The 15,376-nt window shown below is 58.4% G+C and carries 15 protein-coding genes; 9 read left to right on the top strand and 6 right to left on the bottom strand.

All coding sequences use genetic code 11. The features are described from left to right. Positions 1–13: 13 nt before the first annotated feature. The gene (gene rfaD / locus GC131_01860) at positions 14–997 is read right to left on the bottom strand and encodes an ADP-glyceromanno-heptose 6-epimerase (GenBank protein MBI1272817.1); all 984 of its coding nucleotides are present in this window, start codon (positions 995–997) and stop codon (positions 14–16) included. Positions 998–1,112: 115 nt separating this feature from the next. Between rfaD and fabD the strand changes: the two genes are divergently transcribed. The 7 genes from fabD (at position 1,113) to GC131_01825 (ending at position 7,675) form a co-directional block, all read left to right on the top strand. Next, positions 1,113–2,054: an ACP S-malonyltransferase gene (fabD, locus tag GC131_01855; protein MBI1272816.1), complete on the top strand. Its 942-nt coding sequence runs from the start codon at positions 1,113–1,115 to the stop codon at positions 2,052–2,054. 9 nt (positions 2,055–2,063) lie between these two features. Next, positions 2,064–2,804 carry a 3-oxoacyl-[acyl-carrier-protein] reductase gene (fabG, locus tag GC131_01850; protein MBI1272815.1) on the top strand — a complete coding sequence of 247 codons (741 nt, stop codon included), beginning with the start codon at positions 2,064–2,066 and terminating at the stop codon, positions 2,802–2,804. 17 nt (positions 2,805–2,821) lie between these two features. Further along, complete coding sequence (locus tag GC131_01845; protein ID MBI1272814.1) at positions 2,822–4,171, top strand: AarF/ABC1/UbiB kinase family protein; 1,350 nt, start codon at positions 2,822–2,824, stop codon at positions 4,169–4,171. Between the two features lie 97 nt (positions 4,172–4,268). Next, positions 4,269–5,411, top strand: a complete 1,143-nt coding sequence (locus GC131_01840) for a Re/Si-specific NAD(P)(+) transhydrogenase subunit alpha (protein ID MBI1272813.1) — start codon at positions 4,269–4,271, stop codon at positions 5,409–5,411. Positions 5,412–5,426: 15 nt separating this feature from the next. Continuing rightward, positions 5,427–5,837, top strand: coding sequence for a hypothetical protein (locus tag GC131_01835; protein MBI1272812.1), 411 nt, complete (start codon positions 5,427–5,429; stop codon positions 5,835–5,837). 15 nt (positions 5,838–5,852) lie between these two features. Next, on the top strand, positions 5,853–6,278 hold the full coding sequence (locus GC131_01830; GenBank protein ID MBI1272811.1) for an NAD(P) transhydrogenase subunit alpha part 2: 426 nt from the start codon (positions 5,853–5,855) through the stop codon (positions 6,276–6,278). Continuing rightward, positions 6,275–7,675, top strand: a complete 1,401-nt coding sequence (locus GC131_01825; GenBank protein ID MBI1272810.1) for an NAD synthetase — start codon at positions 6,275–6,277, stop codon at positions 7,673–7,675. The genes GC131_01830 and GC131_01825 overlap by 4 nt, the downstream gene beginning before the upstream one ends. Here GC131_01825 and trpC read toward each other — a convergent pair. From trpC to GC131_01810, 3 genes are read right to left on the bottom strand one after another with little or no spacing between them, the layout of a single operon-like run. Continuing rightward, a complete protein-coding gene (gene trpC / locus GC131_01820; GenBank protein ID MBI1272809.1) occupies positions 7,672–8,460 on the bottom strand; it encodes an indole-3-glycerol phosphate synthase TrpC in 789 nt (262 codons plus the stop codon). The genes GC131_01825 and trpC overlap by 4 nt on opposite strands. Continuing rightward, entirely contained in the window at positions 8,457–9,476 is a 1,020-nt protein-coding gene (trpD, locus tag GC131_01815) for an anthranilate phosphoribosyltransferase (protein MBI1272808.1), read from the bottom strand. The genes trpC and trpD overlap by 4 nt, the downstream gene beginning before the upstream one ends. After that, on the bottom strand, positions 9,433–10,092 hold the full coding sequence (locus tag GC131_01810) for an aminodeoxychorismate/anthranilate synthase component II (protein MBI1272807.1): 660 nt from the start codon (positions 10,090–10,092) through the stop codon (positions 9,433–9,435). The genes trpD and GC131_01810 overlap by 44 nt, the downstream gene beginning before the upstream one ends. Positions 10,093–10,150: 58 nt before the next feature. On the opposite strand from GC131_01810, the gene GC131_01805 reads away from it, so the two are divergent. Next, on the top strand, positions 10,151–11,146 hold the full coding sequence (locus GC131_01805; protein ID MBI1272806.1) for a divergent polysaccharide deacetylase family protein: 996 nt from the start codon (positions 10,151–10,153) through the stop codon (positions 11,144–11,146). Here GC131_01805 and trpE read toward each other — a convergent pair whose 3' ends face one another. Together trpE and GC131_01795 are read right to left on the bottom strand one after the other, a co-directional pair. Further along, on the bottom strand, positions 11,147–12,646 hold the full coding sequence (trpE, locus tag GC131_01800; protein MBI1272805.1) for an anthranilate synthase component I: 1,500 nt from the start codon (positions 12,644–12,646) through the stop codon (positions 11,147–11,149). Between the two features lie 9 nt (positions 12,647–12,655). Continuing rightward, positions 12,656–14,530 (bottom strand): hypothetical protein, encoded by a 1,875-nt coding sequence (locus tag GC131_01795; protein MBI1272804.1) that lies wholly within the window; start codon positions 14,528–14,530, stop codon positions 12,656–12,658. A gap of 90 nt (positions 14,531–14,620) precedes the next feature. Here GC131_01795 and GC131_01790 point away from each other — a divergent pair, with 90 nt between their 5' ends. Beyond that, the gene (locus GC131_01790) at positions 14,621–15,367 is read left to right on the top strand and encodes a triose-phosphate isomerase (GenBank protein ID MBI1272803.1); all 747 of its coding nucleotides are present in this window, start codon (positions 14,621–14,623) and stop codon (positions 15,365–15,367) included. Positions 15,368–15,376 lie beyond the last annotated feature (9 nt).

Here is a 15,376-nt window from a genome sequence, read left to right as displayed (position 1 = left end):
ACGGTCCTGAGGCTTATATATAGGGGTCGGGTTTAGCGAGGTAATCCTGAACATACAACCTGATGCCTTCTTCCAGCTCGGTAAACGGTTCGCTGTAACCGGCTTCACGCAGCTTATTCATCTTGGCTTGCGTAAAGTATTGGTAGGCATTCATCAGCGCCGGGGGCATTTCCCGGTAGGTTAGCATGGGTTCTTTTCCTGCCGCCCTATATACCGCCGAGGCCATATCGGCGAAGCTGCGTGCCCGGCCGGAGCCGACATTGAACAGGCCGCTGACGCGCGGGTTCTGGTAAAGCCAAACCATGACCTTAACTACATCGCCTATCCATATGAAATCACGTAGCTGGCCGCCATCTTTGTAATCAGGCCTATAGGATTTAAAGAGCGGAAAGGCCTCGCCCTTAACCGCAAAGGGATGGATTTGGTGTGCGACCGAGCGCTGGCCGCCCTTGTGGTATTCGTTCGGGCCGAAAACGTTGAAGAATTTCAGCCCGGCGCATTGCGGCGGGCCCTTGCGGCCAAGCTTCGCTTGCAGCCGGACCCAGCGGTCAAAAAGATGTTTGCTCCAGCCGTAAAGGTTGAGCGGCTTGAGTTTCCCGAGATGCTCGGCGCTATCGTCGTCATCGAAGCCGTGTTCGCCGCTGCCATAAGTGGCGGCGGAGGAGGCATAGATGAAGCGTGCGCGATTTTCGGCGCACCAGCGCCATAGATCGCGGCTTTGCTTGAAATTGTTTTGTACGATCTCGTCGCCGTCGGTTGCGGTCGTCGATGAAATCGCGCCCATATGAAAGATGGCCTTAACATCCTTGCCGTGTCGCGCGAGGTATTCGGGCAGGTCTTCCGGGGGGACAATGTTTTCAAGTTCGCGCTTGGCGATGTTGTGCCATTTGCCGTCCTGCCCAAGCCAATCGCAGACAACCAAGGGTTCCTTGGTTTCTGCAAGCGCGGCAACAAGGGCTGAGCCAATGAAACCGGCGCCGCCGGTAACGATAATCATGCACGACTCCAATAGCTTAACAGCAGATACTACACAATCTTGACTTGCTTTTGGCAAGCGGGCAAGGCTGACGCCCACGTAACACACTGAAGCTGCGGGTGAAAGGAATACATAAATGAAGCGTGCATTGGTGTTTCCGGGGCAGGGGAGCCAGGCTGTCGGCATGGGCAAGGAACTGGCCGAGGCGTTCCCGGCCGCGCGTCAGGTGTTCGAGGAAGTCGATGATGCGCTCGGGCAGAAGCTATCGCATCTCATGTTTGAAGGCTCGCCGGACGATCTGAAGCTGACCGAGAATGCGCAGCCGGCGTTGATGGCCGTGAGCGTGGCCGTGATGCGCGTGCTCGACGCGCAAGGCAGCTTCCGTCTGCCGCAAGCTGCGGCTTATGTGGCTGGGCACAGCCTTGGCGAATCTTCCGCGCTTTGCGCCGCCGGCAGCATGGCGCTTGCCGATACCGCGCGCTTTTTAAAACAGCGCGGGCTCGAAATGCAGTCGGCGGTGCCGGTCGGCGTCGGCGGCATGGCGGCGCTGCTTGGCGTCGATATGGCGCAGGCACAGGAAATCGCGGCCGCCGCCGCGCAAGGCGAGGTTTGTACCGCCGCCAATGATAACGCGCCCGGGCAAGTCGTGATTAGCGGACATGTGGGCGCGATAGACCGCGCCATTGCCATCGCCGCCGAACGTGGCTTCAAGCGCAGCGTGAAACTGCCGGTCAGCGCGCCGTTCCATTGCGCGCTGATGCAACCCGCAGCTGTCGGCATGGAAAAGGCGCTGACCGGCATTACGCTCAAGCCGCCCGCGGTGCCGCTGGTTGCCAATGTAACGGCCGAGGCGGTGAGCGAACCGGAAAGCATTCGCCGTTTGTTGGTTGAACAGGTGACCGCGCCGGTGCGCTGGCGCGAAAGCGTGCTTTACATGAAGGCGCAGGGCGTGGAACAACTGGTTGAATGCGGCGTCGGCAGCGTGCTTGCGGGTCTGACGCGGCGTATCGACAAGGAAATCGCGGCCATATCGGTGCACACGCCCGCGGAAATTGATCAATTCCTCTCCAGCCTATAGGATACAACGATGTTCGATCTTTCAGGGAAAACCGCGCTGGTTACCGGCGCTTCGGGCGGTCTTGGCGGCGCCATTGCGCGCGGCCTGCATGCCGCTGGTGCCAAGGTCGTGCTTTCCGGCACCAAGGTCGATGCGCTCAATGCCGTGAAGGATGAGCTGGGTGAACGCGCCTTCGTCGCTGCGGGCAATCTTTCCGACCCGGCTGTTCCGGCCGCGTTGCTGAAGGATGCCGAAACGCAGGCGGGCGGGGGGATCGACATTCTCGTAAACAATGCCGGGCTGACGCGCGACGGGCTTGCGCTGCGCATGAAGGATGAAGACTGGGATGCCGTGATTAATGTCAACCTTTCGGCGGCATTCCGCCTTACGCGTGCGGCGCTGAAGGGCATGATGTCACGCCGTTGGGGCCGGGTCATCAGCATCACATCCATCGTCGGCGTTACCGGCAACCCCGGGCAGGCGAACTATGCCGCTTCCAAGGCCGGTTTGATCGGGATGAGTAAATCGCTCGCGCAGGAAATTGCGCCGCGCGGCGTTACGGTCAATTGCCTTGCGCCCGGTTTTATCGCGACCGCAATGACGGATGTGCTGAACGACGAACAAAAACAGCGTATTCAGCAAAACGTTCCCGCCGGCTATATCGGCGAACCGAAGGATATCGCCGCCGGCGTGGTGTACCTTGCCAGCGATGAGGCGCGTTACGTCACGGGCCAGACGTTGCACATCAACGGCGGCATGGCGATGATCTAGCCTTCGCGGCTGAAGAAATGGCATATGTGAAAAAGAAGGGTAGCGTCGCGGGCAGGCTTAAACGCTACGCACGCGTTTCCACGGCTATGGCGGGGTATGGCGCGCATATGGCCGGCTCCAGGCTTGGGGTGCAAAGCGACCGCAAAAAAAGGGCGCGCATGTTGCGCGAAGCACTTGGCTCGCTCAAAGGCCCTTTGATGAAAGTGGCACAGATACTCTCCACTATCCCCGATGCCGTGCCGCCCGAATATACCGCCGAACTTTCACAGCTGCAGGCCGATGCGCCTTCCATGGGCTGGCCGTTCGTGAAGCGGCGTATGGCAGCCGAGCTTGGCGCCGATTGGGAAAAAAAGTTTGCCGGCTTCGATCGCACTGCCAGCGCCGCCGCTTCGTTGGGGCAGGTGCATAAGGCCAGGCTGCCGGATGGCACGGCCGTGGCTTGCAAGCTGCAGTATCCGGATATGGATTCGGCCGTAGAGGCCGATCTGCGGCAGCTTAAACTCGTTCTGCAGGTATTCGAACGTTATGACCGCGCGGTATCGACCAAGCAGGTGCATGCGGAAATCGCGGCGCGTTTGCATGAAGAGCTGGATTACGAACTGGAAGCGAAGCACATCAAGCTCTATCGCGCCATGCTGGCCGGTGTTGAAGCCGTGCATGTGCCGGATGTGTTCGGTAAATTTTCAACCACACGGCTATTGACCATGTCATGGCTGGAAGGCGAGCGGCTGGTGCATGCAGCTGAAACGCGCCCGCTGAAGGACCGTAACGAAATAGCGATGAATATGTTCCGGGCATGGTACACGCCATTTTATAATTACGGCATCATTCACGGCGACCCGCATATGGGCAATTATTCAATTTGCAAGGATAATAGTCTCAATCTGCTCGATTTCGGGTGTGTGCGGATTTTTCCGGCAAGTCTGATCACGGGCGTGATCGATCTTTATCATGCGTTGCAGGATGATGACGAAGCGCGCGCCATCAAGGCTTATGAGGCATGGGGTTTTCATAAGCCGGGCAAAGAGCTGATCAATGTATTGAATATTTGGGCGCGGTTTATTTATGCGCCCATTCTTGAAGACAAGAAGCGGGCGATCGAGGAAACCAACACAGGTCTTTATGGCCGTGAAACCGCCAATAAGGTGCATGCCGAGCTGCGCAAAATCGGCGGGGTCGAGGTGCCGCGTGAATTCGTATTTATGGACCGGGCGGCCATCGGGCTTGGCGCGGTGTTCTTGAGGTTGGGGGCCGAGGTCAATTGGTGCCGTATGTTCCATGCGTTGATTGACGGTTACAACGAACAAAAGCTGGCAGGGCAGCAAGCCCGGCTTTTGCGGCAATCCGGGCTTGAGGCAGGCTCATAGCCCCCCAAGCCGCCCTTTCGGGCAACCTCTTCACAGGATTGGGTTTTTAAGGCAGTGTTTAAGCCATATGATTCCAACCAGCCCGGTTTTCTAGGTAATGAAACTCGCAGTCTTGAAGGAACGCCGCCCTCATGAGCGGCGCGTTGCAGCGACCCCGGAAACAGTCAAGAAAATCCGGGCGATGGGTTTTGACGTTTATGTAGAAACTGAAGCTGGACTGGAATCTTCCTATATCGACCAGGCCTATCTGGATGCCGGGGCGACGGTGACGGACACGGTCGCGACCATTTCCGGCGCTGATGTCGTTTTAAAGGTCCAGCGTCCGCTGACGGCCGCCGAAGGCACCGATGAAATCGCTCAGCTCAAAAAAGGTACATTTCTGATAGCGACGCTGAACCCCTTCGGTGCGCGCGATGATCTTGCCGCCTATGCCGCGGGCGGCGTGACCGCAATGGCGATGGAACTGGTGCCGCGCATCACGCGCGCACAAAGCATGGATGTGCTTTCAAGCCAATCGAACCTTGCGGGGTATAAGGCCGTGCTGGATGCCGCTGCGGAATTTGGCCGCGCCTTCCCGATGATGATGACGGCGGCGGGCACTGTGCCGCCTGCGCGCGTGATGGTTATGGGGGCCGGCGTTGCGGGTCTGCAAGCTATCGCGACCGCCAAGCGGCTCGGTGCAATTGTTTCGGCGACCGATGTGCGCCTTGCGGCCAAGGAACAGGTTGAAAGCCTTGGCGCGACCTTCGTGATGGTGGAAAGCGACGAATTGAAACAGGCGGAAACCGCAGGCGGTTATGCCAAGGAAATGAGTGACGATTTCAAGCGCAAGCAGGCCGCATTGATCGCCGAGACGATCAGGAAGCAGGATATCGTGATCTGCACCGCGCTTATTCCCGGTCGTCCGGCACCGAAACTTATCAGCGAGGAAATGGTCCGCAGCATGAAGCCGGGCTCTGTCATCATCGATCTGGCGGTGGAGCAGGGCGGCAATTGCGCGGGCAGCGAGCCGGGCAAGGTCGTGAACATGAACGAGGTTCGGATCGTCGGCCATCGGAATGTTCCGAGCCGCATCGCGGTCGATGCTTCGGCCCTGTATGCCCGCAATTTGTACAATTTCCTGAATCTTCTGGTCGATAAGGATGGGAAATTGGCTATCAATTGGGATGATGATATCATCAAGGCCGTCACCCTTACCCGCGACGGGGCAATCGTACATCCGCAATTTACAGGCAACTGACAAGGAGCGCTTACCATGATAAACGGCACAACCCAGGGGGATGGTAAAAAGATGCTGCAATGGGTGATCAGCCTTGCGGTGTCGATCGTTTGTTGCGCCGTTCTGTTCCTCGTGTTCGCCAGTTTCCTGCTCGATAACCAGCGTTCGCTGATGCGCCTGCAGATGCAGCAGGAAGTCATTGAAGCCAAGCTGAACACCGTTGACGCCAACATCAACTACATGCTCCGTCATAGCATGAAGGAACTGGCGCAGGCGGAATCCAAGGTGCAATCATCGAAAATTACACCGGAAGAACAGCCTGTGGTTGCGCCGGCCCTGACGCCGGAAGCCCCGCCGGCCGTTCCGATGGCGCCCGAAGAAGGCGCCGCGCCGCCTGCTGCGGAACCTGTGCCTGAAGCACCTGCGCTAGAAGCCCCGGCGCAATAGGATAAAGGCATGCCCATGGATCCCGCCAAGTTCGCGGACGATATAGGCCTGTTGGCGGCCGAGCAGGAAAGGCTCGGGAAGTTTGCCCGGCTGCTTGCCGATAATGCGCAAGGCCTTGCGGCGCAGGCGGGGGGCGGCCATCACGATTTCTTCGTGATCGGGCTGACGGTTTTCGTGCTCGCATGCTTTGTCGGATACTATGTTGTGTGGAAGGTGACGCCCGCGCTGCACTCCCCGCTCATGGCCGTGACGAACGCGGTTTCGTCGGTGATTATCGTCGGTGCGTTGATCGCGGCGGGCAGCGGCAGCTTCACGGCTTCGGGCTGGATCGGGCTTGTGGCCGTTGCGCTGGCTTCTGTCAATATTTTCGGCGGCTTTATCGTGACGCAACGCATGCTGCAGATGTTCAAGAAAAAAGAAAAGCCGGCGGATAAATCATGACCAGTCTGATTGCGTTCGCCTATTTGTTTTCTGCCGTGTGCTTCATCATGGCTCTGCGCGGGCTTTCCTCGCCGGTCACGTCGCGCCAGGGCAATATGTTCGGCATGGTTGGCATGGCGGTCGCGATTGCCACGACCCTGTTCAGGTTTGTCGATCTTTCCGCCTATGTGCCCATCATGATCGCCATTGCTATCGGCGGCATCATCGGCACCTTTATTGCGAAAAAGATCCAGATGACCGCTTTGCCTCAACTCGTTGCGGCGTTCCATTCGCTGGTTGGCCTTGCGGCTGTGCTTGTGGCGGCGGCGGCGTTTCTTGCCCCGGAATCCTACAACATCATGGATGGCGACCGCATCGGCGTCGGCAGCCTTATCGAAATGGGCCTTGGCGTCGCCATTGGTGCCATTACCTTCAGCGGCTCAATTGTTGCATTTGCCAAGCTGCAAGGGCTTATCACCGGCAAACCGCTTGTGTTCCCGCTGCAGCATCAGTTTAACCTCGGGCTCGGACTGCTCACGCTGTTCCTGATTGTCTGGCTGTGCCTCGGTCAGGCCGAGTATGCCTTCTGGGGCATCGTGGCCGTGACCGTGTTGCTCGGCTTCCTTTTGATCCTGCCGATAGGCGGGGCGGATATGCCCGTCGTTATCTCGATGCTCAACAGTTATTCCGGCTGGGCCGCGGCGGCGACCGGCTTCACGCTTCAGAACAACCTTTTGATCATCACGGGCGCGCTGGTGGGCGCTTCGGGCGCGATCCTCAGCTACATCATGTGCAAGGGCATGAACCGTTCGATCTTTAATGTGATCTTGGGCGGTTTCGGCGGCGATAGCGCGGCGGCAGGGCCGGGCGGCGGCACGGTTGGCGACAAGACCGTGAAGGCCGGTTCGGCAGAAGACGCATCCTTCATCCTTAAAAACGCCTCGAGCGTTATTATCGTGCCCGGCTACGGCATGGCGGTGGCGCAGGCGCAGCATGCCTTGCGCGAAATGGCAGACCATTTGAAGAAGGAAGGCGTGCAAGTGCGTTACGCGATCCACCCGGTCGCGGGCCGCATGCCGGGCCATATGAACGTTCTGCTGGCCGAAGCCAATGTGCCGTATGATGAGGTGCTTGAGCTGGATGAAATCAACCGCGATTTCGGCCAGAGCGATGTCGCTTTCGTGATCGGCGCAAACGATGTCACCAACCCCGCCGCCAAGACGGACCCAAGCTCGCCGATCTACGGCATGCCTGTGCTGGATGTGGAGAAGGCAAAAACCGTTCTGTTCATCAAGCGTTCGATGGCTTCCGGCTATGCCGGGGTGGAAAATGAGCTATTCTACCGCCAGAACACGATGATGCTGTTCGGTGACGCCAAGAAGATGTGCGAAGAGATCGTCAAGGCGCTTGAAGCCTAGGCCAGCAGCCGCCGTAACCCGGCCGTCACGTCACCCTGTTTCAGAAGACTTTCCCCGATAAGGAAGCAACGCGCGCCAGCCGTTGCCATGCGATCGAGATCGGCACGGTTGTGCAGGCCGCTTTCGCTGATGATCGTGCGCCCGGTGGGGATTTGCTTCGCGAGGTTTTCGGTGGTGGCCAGGTCGATCGCGAGCGTGCCGAGGTTACGGTTGTTGATACCAATAAGGCCGCCGGGAAGTTTCAGCGCGCGTTCCAGTTCCGCAGCATTGTGGGATTCGATCAGCACATCCATGCCGTATTGCTGCGCGGCGGCATACAGTTCGCTCGCCTGCGCATCGCCGATCGCGGCCATAATCAGCAGAATACAATCCGCCCCGATCGCGCGCGCTTCGATTACCTGATAGGGATCGAGCATAAAATCCTTGCGCAGAACCGGAAGATCGCAGGCGGCGCGTGCTTGAATAAGGTGCAAATCTTCGCCGCAGAAATAGGGCTGGTCTGTCAGCACCGAAAGGCAGGCCGCGCCGCCTGCGGCATAAGCCTGCGCCAGGGCGGCGGGTATAAAATGGGGCTGGATCAACCCGGCCGAAGGTGACGCCTTTTTAATTTCGGCGATAACCGCGTAGCCGCCTGCGCCGGTTTTGCGTGCGAGCGCACCGGAAAAATCGCGCACTTTCGGCGCGGTGCGCGCTTCATCTTCCAGCGTCGTATGTGCCTTATGTTTCTTGGCTGCGATAACGGCTGCAAGCTTGTCGGCGCATATCTTTTGCAAAAGGTTGCTCATGCTGCCTTGGCCCCGGTTATGGCAATCAATTGCCCCAGCGTTTTGCCGGCTACGCCGCCATCAATTGCCGCACCCGCTAGCTTTATGCCTTCCTGCAGGCCGGATGCCTTACCCGCTATCACCAAGGCCGCTGCGCTGTTCAGCAGCACGATATCACGGTAGGGGCCTGTGCCGCCGCCCAAAAGTTTACGCAAGGCTTGCGCGTTATCAGCGGCATCCCCGCCCCTGATATCGTCCGGTTTCGCAAGCGGGATGCCGTAATCTTGCGGTTGCAAAGTGATTTCGGTGATGCCGCCGTTCAGCAATTGCACAACGGCCGTGGGGCCTGTGGTCGTGATTTCATCAAGCCCGTCATGGCCATGCACGACCCATGCGCAGACGGTGCCGAGCCGGGCAAGCACTTCTGCGACCGGGCGGGCAAGCTCGCGTGCATAAACGCCGGTAAGTTGCCGCTTTGCGCGCGCCGGGTTCAGCAAGGGGCCAAGAAGGTTGAAGATCGTCCGCACGCCCATTTCCTTGCGGACGGCGGAAACATGCTTCATTGCCATATGGTGGTTCGGCGCGAACATGAAACATATGTTAGCTTCGCGCAGCGCGCGTTCCTGCTGTGCCGCTGTGGCATCGAGATTGACGCCGAGCGCGGCCAGAACATCGGCGGACCCGGATCGGCCCGAAACCGCGCGGTTGCCGTGCTTGGCCACGGGTACCCCGCAGGCGGCCGTGACTAGCGCGGCGGCGGTCGAGATATTGAGCGTATTGTGGCCCGTGCCGCCGGTGCCGCATGTGTCGATTGTGCCTTCGGGGGCCTGTATGGCGAGGCTGTGGGCGCGCAGCGAACGGGCTGCGCCCGTTATTTCCGCAACTGTTTCGCCGCGGTCACGCAAGGCAAGCAGGAAGGATCTAATCTGCCCGGCAGGAACCGTGCCGGTAAAGATGGTGTCGAACGCTTCGCAGGCTTCTTTTTCGGAAAGCTCACCGGCCTTCGAAAGCTTTTTGATGAATGGCTCTAAGGGCATTGGTGCGCTCGTTGATGATGGCGGGGCTGAGCCGGATGGTTGGGTCATGGCTGGCCTTCAGGAAATTGACCAGAATCTGGTAGCCATATTCGGTCAGGATGCTTTCGGGGTGGAATTGTACCCCATAAATCGGCAGCGTCTTATGTTGGAGGCCCATGACCTGCCCATCGGCGGTTTCCGCCGTGATATCCAGATCAGCCGGGAAGCTGTTACGCTCCACCACAAGTGAATGATAACGCGTAGCTTTAAATGGACTTGGTAACCCATTAAAAATACTAGTGTTACTGTGGATGATTTCGCTTACCTTGCCATGCATGGGAACAGGCCCGCGAATGACCTTCCCGCCAAAAGCTTGCCCGATGGCCTGATGCCCGAGGCAAACGCCCAGAAGCGGAGTCTTGTCAGCCGCTGCCAGCTTGATGAGATCAAGGCAAATGCCTGCCTCGTTTGGCGTACAGGGGCCGGGCGAAAGCACGATCTGCGCCGGCTTCAGGGCCATCGCTTCCGCCGCACCCAGATCATCATTGCGCCTGACGACAACCTCTACCCCCAGGTCCTGAAAATAGTGGACGAGGTTGTAGGTGAAACTGTCGTAATTATCGATCAATAGCAGCATCGTGTAGTATTCCGTTTCATTTTCGGGCAGATTTTAGCGGTTAATCATCTGTAATGCCATGGCAAAAAAACCTTCGAAAATAATGCTGGCGGTACTCGGGGCAGCCTTTTTGCTGCTCGTGACGGTGCTTGCCGGCTTGTTTGCGGCCATGGACAGGGATGCCGTGCCGTCCCCGCCACCCACACCTCTTGCACGCGTGACGCCCGTGCCGTGGCAGCCACCCGTTGCCGAACCTGTGGCCGACCAGCCCACGGCAGCAGAATCCGGCGATCTTACTGAAGAAATAGCCGCAGGCATGGCCGAGGCGGTGGAAGAAACGCCCTTGCCGGAACAAGCGGTGGCCGCGCCCATACCCACGCCGGCCCCGGCGGCCGAACCCCCGCTGCCGCCGGGCAGCACCCCAAAAATTGCCATCGTGATCGACGATATGGGGTTGAATTGGAAAAATTCTGCCCGTGCAACTGCGCTGCCTGCGCCGGTCACACTTTCCTACCTGCCATATGCCGAAAATTTGCAAGCGCAGGCCGACGCCGCGCTGGCTGCCGGGCATGAACTGTTTTTGCATATGCCGATGCAGCCGGTGGGCGGCGAATATCCGGGGCCGGATGCGCTTGTAGCCGGTTTAAGCGACGACGAGGTGCGCACCCGCATGCTGGAAGCATTGCAGAGCTTTAGCGGCTATACGGGGCTGAACAACCATATGGGCAGCCGCGCAACGGCGGACAGGCATGTGATGGAAACGATCATGCCGCTTTTGAAAGAGCGCGACCTGATCTTCCTCGATTCCCGGACATCGGAGCAAAGTGTGGCTTACGAAGTTGCGCGTGCGGATGGCGTGCAGGCGCTGAAGCGCGATGTGTTCCTCGATCATACGATCGATGGCGATAGCATCCGCAAACAACTGGCGCTAACCGAGCGCATCGCCCGGCGGCAAGGCTTTGCTATCGCCATAGGTCACCCGCATGGCGTGACGCTTGATGTGCTTGAACGCTGGTTGCCGGATGCGATTGCGCGCGGCTACAAGCTGGTCGCGCTGGATGAATTGTTGCACTGATTACTTGGCGGCAAACTTCATCGCTTCTTCTGCCGCCTTCAGCATGCCGCTGGCTTTGGCCACGGTTTCCCGGTATTCGGCTTGCGCGTTGCTGTCATATACGATGCCCGCGCCAGCCTGGACATGCAACATGCCGTCCTTGATGACGGCGGTGCGGATGGCGATGCAAGTATCCATCGCGCCGTTGACGCCAAGATAGCCTATGCACCCGGCATAGATTCCGCGCGCATCCGGCTCCAGTTCGTTGATAACCTGCATAGCGCGCACCTTGGGCGCGCCCGAAACGGTGCCTGCGGGGAAGCCCGCCACCAGTGCATCAACGATATCTTTTTTCTCGTCCAGCGCGGCTTCGACGTTGGAAACGATATGCATGACATGGCGGTAATATTCGATGGTGTTGTGCGCGGTGACCTTGACGGTGCCGGTTTTGGCGACGCGGCCGATATCGTTGCGTCCGAGATCGAGCAGCATGAGATGTTCGGCGAGTTCTTTTTCATCATGCAAAAGTTCGTCAGCCAGTTCGGCATCGCTGCGGTTTCCTGCCCCGCGCGGGCGCGTGCCGGCGATGGGCCGGACCGTTACCTTGTTATCGCGGACGCGCACAAGAATTTCCGGGCTGGTACCCACGACCGCATGATCGCCGAAATCGAAAACGAACAGGAAGGGTGATGGATCCATGCGTCGCACCGCACGATAGAGGCTGAGCGGGGAAAGTGTGAAGGGCACGCTGAAGCGTTGCGAAAGCACGACCTGGAAAATATCGCCGGCGCGGATATATTCCTTGGCGCGTTCGATCATGTTCAGGAAACCGCTTTCCTGCATGTTCGATACCGGCGCGGGCAGGGCGGGCATTTTTGATGTTTCCGGCGCGGTTGTCGGGTTTTGCTGCAAGTCATTCAGTGCGCGCTTCAACCGTTCGCATGCCGCTTCATAGGCGGCTTCAGGCAAACCGCCTTTGCTGTGCCACGCGGGGGTAACAAGCGTGAACTTGTTTTCAATTTGATCAAAAATAACGAGCAGTGACGGGCGCAGCATCATGGCGTCCGGCGTTTCGTAGGAACGCGCTTTCGGCTTCGGCAGTTTTTCCATCTGCCGGACCATGTCGTAGCCAAGGTAACCGAACAGCCCCGCCGCCATGGGTTGCGGCTGGTTTGGGTCATCGATCTTGCTTTCGGACAACAGCGCGCGCAGGGAATCCAGCGGTTCGGCGCCTTCGGGCTCGAACGTGCCCGGGTTCGTGGCGGCCTGCCTGTTGATTTCTGGCTTGCCGTCGCGGCAGCGCCAGATCAGATCCGGTTCACGGCCGATAAAGGAAAAACGCCCGCGCGTCGCGCCGCCTTCAATCGATTCCAGAAGAAACGGCATGGCCTTGCCATGACCGAGCTTCTGCATCGCCGAAACGGGCGTTTCAAGATCGCTTACATAGCTGGTCCAGACGACCTGATTTTTGCCCGCATTCCAGTTGCGGGCAAAAGTTTTGGCATCCGGTGTGATGGCGATGCTCACGAATCAATCGCTTTGTGCACGCATGGCGGCAAGCGTGCTTTCGTTTACGGAAACCGGGAAGCGTTTGCGTAGCGCGTCCGTGAACTGGATGAAAACATCGTTGGTAATGCCGCGCAGCGCATCAGCCTCTATCGCGGTTTTTTGTTTGTCGCTCACTGATTTTGTGTCGCGCAGATCGGTAAGCTGCATAACGAAATGTTGCGTGCCGTCAGAAGCGACGCCGACATCCTTTTTCTTCATGGCAAGAATTTGCGGGATAAAGCTGGCAGGCAGGCCGCTTTCCTGGGCCGTCAAAACGCTAACGGGCTTTGTGTCCTGCATCGTGATGCCGGTGCCCGTATAGATGTCGAGCGATTTGCCGTCGCGTACTTCGGCGGCAATTTCATCGGCGCGCGCGCGGGCCTTTTTTGCTTGCTCGACCGCTTGCCATGCCTTGATGACATCGCCGCGAACCTCGTCCAGCGGGCGAAGGTGGCTGGGGCTTGCCTTGTCGGTACGGATGACAAAATAGTTACCCTTGCCGTCATCAATCATCGAGCTGGCTTCGCCTTCCTCAAGATTGTAGGCGTATTTGGTGATTTCGCCGATATCCGGGATGCCATTGGGAAGGTCTTCCGGCGTTTTGCCGTTCTGACCAAGATGGCCGATCTTCGCGACGCGCAGCTTCATATCGCGCGCAATTTCCTCGAACGCCGCGCCGCCTGCGATGGCGTCATCAACCTTGTTTGCCACGGTTTGAAGTTGCTCGATCGCCTGGTCGCGCACAACCGTTTTACGCAGCTCGTCTTTCACTTCGCTCAAAGGCCGCCGGTGGCCGGGTTTGATGTCTGTGATCTGGATGACGTGCCAGCCAAACCCGCTTTTGACGGCGCCGCTGATGCCGCCCGCTTCCAGCTTCATGACCGTATCTTTCAATTCGGGCAGCAAGCCACTCGGTTCCGTATCGTTGATCGGAATCATTTCAAGATCGTGCTTGGCGGCAGCCTGTTTCAGGCTTTTGGCCTCCTGAGCTTCGGCGGCAATTGTTTTCGCCTCGTTCTCGTTCTGGGCGATGACCTGATCGTAGCTGCGAAGTTCCGGTTTGCTGTAATCGGCGATGCGTTCGCTGTATGCTTTTTCAAGATCAGCATCGGTTACCGCGATTTCGCCGGCGATATCGTCGGCCATCAGCTGAAGCAAGACAACATCGCGATATTCGGGCGCGGTGAAGCGGGGCGCGTTGTCGCTATGGAATTTCGCGAGCGTCGCATCATCCGGTACGCCCATATCACCCATGCTGGCATTGTCTATCGCAAGCATGCGTATGATGCGCTCCTGTCCGCGCGCCTTCGCGAGCGAATCCGTCAGCGTGGCGGAGGCTTGCAGGCCGCTGCGAATTGCTTCGATCAGAACCTGCCGTGCCGCATCGGTGCTTATGGCCGCCACATAATCCGCTTCGCTCATGCGGACCTGATAAAGCATCTGCTGGAACAGACGTGCATTGAAGTTGCCGGTCTTGTCCACCAGGCCGGGGATGGCGCGGATCATCTTCACGGCTTCCAGGTTGCTGAAGGTAAGCCCGAGCCGTGCCGCTTCCTGATCGAACAGGCTTTGTTGGATCATATTTTGTACGCTGCGTTCCAGCATGCCGTCCCGCTTGGCGTCGGCGACGCTGTAATCAGGGCCTGCGATTTGGCGCATTTGCTGGTAATCGCGCTGGAATTGCGTTTCGAGTTCCTGGGCGCTGATTTCAACACCGCCGATCTTTGCGGCCCCGCGTTTTGCCGGGTTGCCATGGAAAATATCGCCAATACCCCATATCGCGAATGTCGCGACAAGGAAAAGAAGCAGCAGCTTGATCAACCAAGTCTGCGATATGTGGCGCATCTGACGAAGCATGGGGGTTACCTTAAAGCTGTTTGCACATAGCCCGCAACATGATAAAACCTTGATCTATCGTCAATAACTCCTTTCCCCCGGTTTTTTCCCATGGCCCACAGGCGCAAAATCGTTATTGCTAACTGGAAAATGCATGGCCGCATTACGTCTGGCGTGCAGCTAGCCACCGATCTGGCGCAAAAAGCCGCCGCCCATAAGCCTGAAGGCTATGACGTGGTTGTATGCCCGCCCTATAGCTTGCTTTGGCCTGTGGCCGAGGTGCTGGCTGGCTCGCATATCAAGCTTGGCGCGCAGGATTGTCATACCGCCAATCATGGTGCCTACACAGGCGATATCAGCGCGGGCATGCTTGTCGATATTGGCTGCCAATACGTTATTCTTGGCCATTCCGAACGGCGCAATGGCCATGGCGAAACCAGCCAGTTTGTGGCCGAAAAAGTTGCGGCTGCGCAGCAGGCCGGACTGACCGCGATCGTTTGCGTCGGGGAAGACAGGCCGACGCGGGAAAGCGGCGGGGCTGTCGAATTTGTTACCAAGCAGCTTAAGGAATCACTGCCATCCCGTTATCAAACCTCAAGCCTTATTGTGGCTTACGAACCTGTCTGGGCTATTGGTTCGGGTACGACGCCGGCTGAAAACGAAATCCAGGAAATGCATGGGGCGATTCGCAAGGCGCTCGGTGCGACGGGGGAGGTTGTGCAGGTTATTTATGGCGGCTCCATCACCCCGCATACTTCAGCCGGTATCATGGCCCTTTCGCAGGTCGATGGGACGCTTGTTGGCGGCGCCAGCCTCAATGCCGATGGCTTCTGGGCTATCGCGGATCGCTGCCGCTAGGCGCTTCAA

It is taken from the genome of Alphaproteobacteria bacterium, from assembly GCA_016124955.1.
Taxonomy (GTDB): domain Bacteria; phylum Pseudomonadota; class Alphaproteobacteria; order UBA9219; family RFNS01; genus RI-461.
This window is presented reverse-complemented; position numbering and strand designations above follow the sequence as displayed.

Coding starts and splice junctions, on each gene's coding strand:
- rfaD (MBI1272817.1), bottom strand. CDS start 997: ATGATTATCGTTACCGGCGGCGCCGGTTTCATTGGCTCAGCCCTTGTT.
- fabD (MBI1272816.1), top strand. CDS start 1,113: ATGAAGCGTGCATTGGTGTTTCCGGGGCAGGGGAGCCAGGCTGTCGGC.
- fabG (MBI1272815.1), top strand. CDS start 2,064: ATGTTCGATCTTTCAGGGAAAACCGCGCTGGTTACCGGCGCTTCGGGC.
- GC131_01845 (MBI1272814.1), top strand. CDS start 2,822: ATGGCATATGTGAAAAAGAAGGGTAGCGTCGCGGGCAGGCTTAAACGC.
- GC131_01840 (MBI1272813.1), top strand. CDS start 4,269: ATGAAACTCGCAGTCTTGAAGGAACGCCGCCCTCATGAGCGGCGCGTT.
- GC131_01835 (MBI1272812.1), top strand. CDS start 5,427: ATGATAAACGGCACAACCCAGGGGGATGGTAAAAAGATGCTGCAATGG.
- GC131_01830 (MBI1272811.1), top strand. CDS start 5,853: ATGGATCCCGCCAAGTTCGCGGACGATATAGGCCTGTTGGCGGCCGAG.
- GC131_01825 (MBI1272810.1), top strand. CDS start 6,275: ATGACCAGTCTGATTGCGTTCGCCTATTTGTTTTCTGCCGTGTGCTTC.
- trpC (MBI1272809.1), bottom strand. CDS start 8,460: ATGAGCAACCTTTTGCAAAAGATATGCGCCGACAAGCTTGCAGCCGTT.
- trpD (MBI1272808.1), bottom strand. CDS start 9,476: ATGCCCTTAGAGCCATTCATCAAAAAGCTTTCGAAGGCCGGTGAGCTT.
- GC131_01810 (MBI1272807.1), bottom strand. CDS start 10,092: ATGCTGCTATTGATCGATAATTACGACAGTTTCACCTACAACCTCGTC.
- GC131_01805 (MBI1272806.1), top strand. CDS start 10,151: ATGGCAAAAAAACCTTCGAAAATAATGCTGGCGGTACTCGGGGCAGCC.
- GC131_01795 (MBI1272804.1), bottom strand. CDS start 14,530: ATGCTTCGTCAGATGCGCCACATATCGCAGACTTGGTTGATCAAGCTG.
- GC131_01790 (MBI1272803.1), top strand. CDS start 14,621: ATGGCCCACAGGCGCAAAATCGTTATTGCTAACTGGAAAATGCATGGC.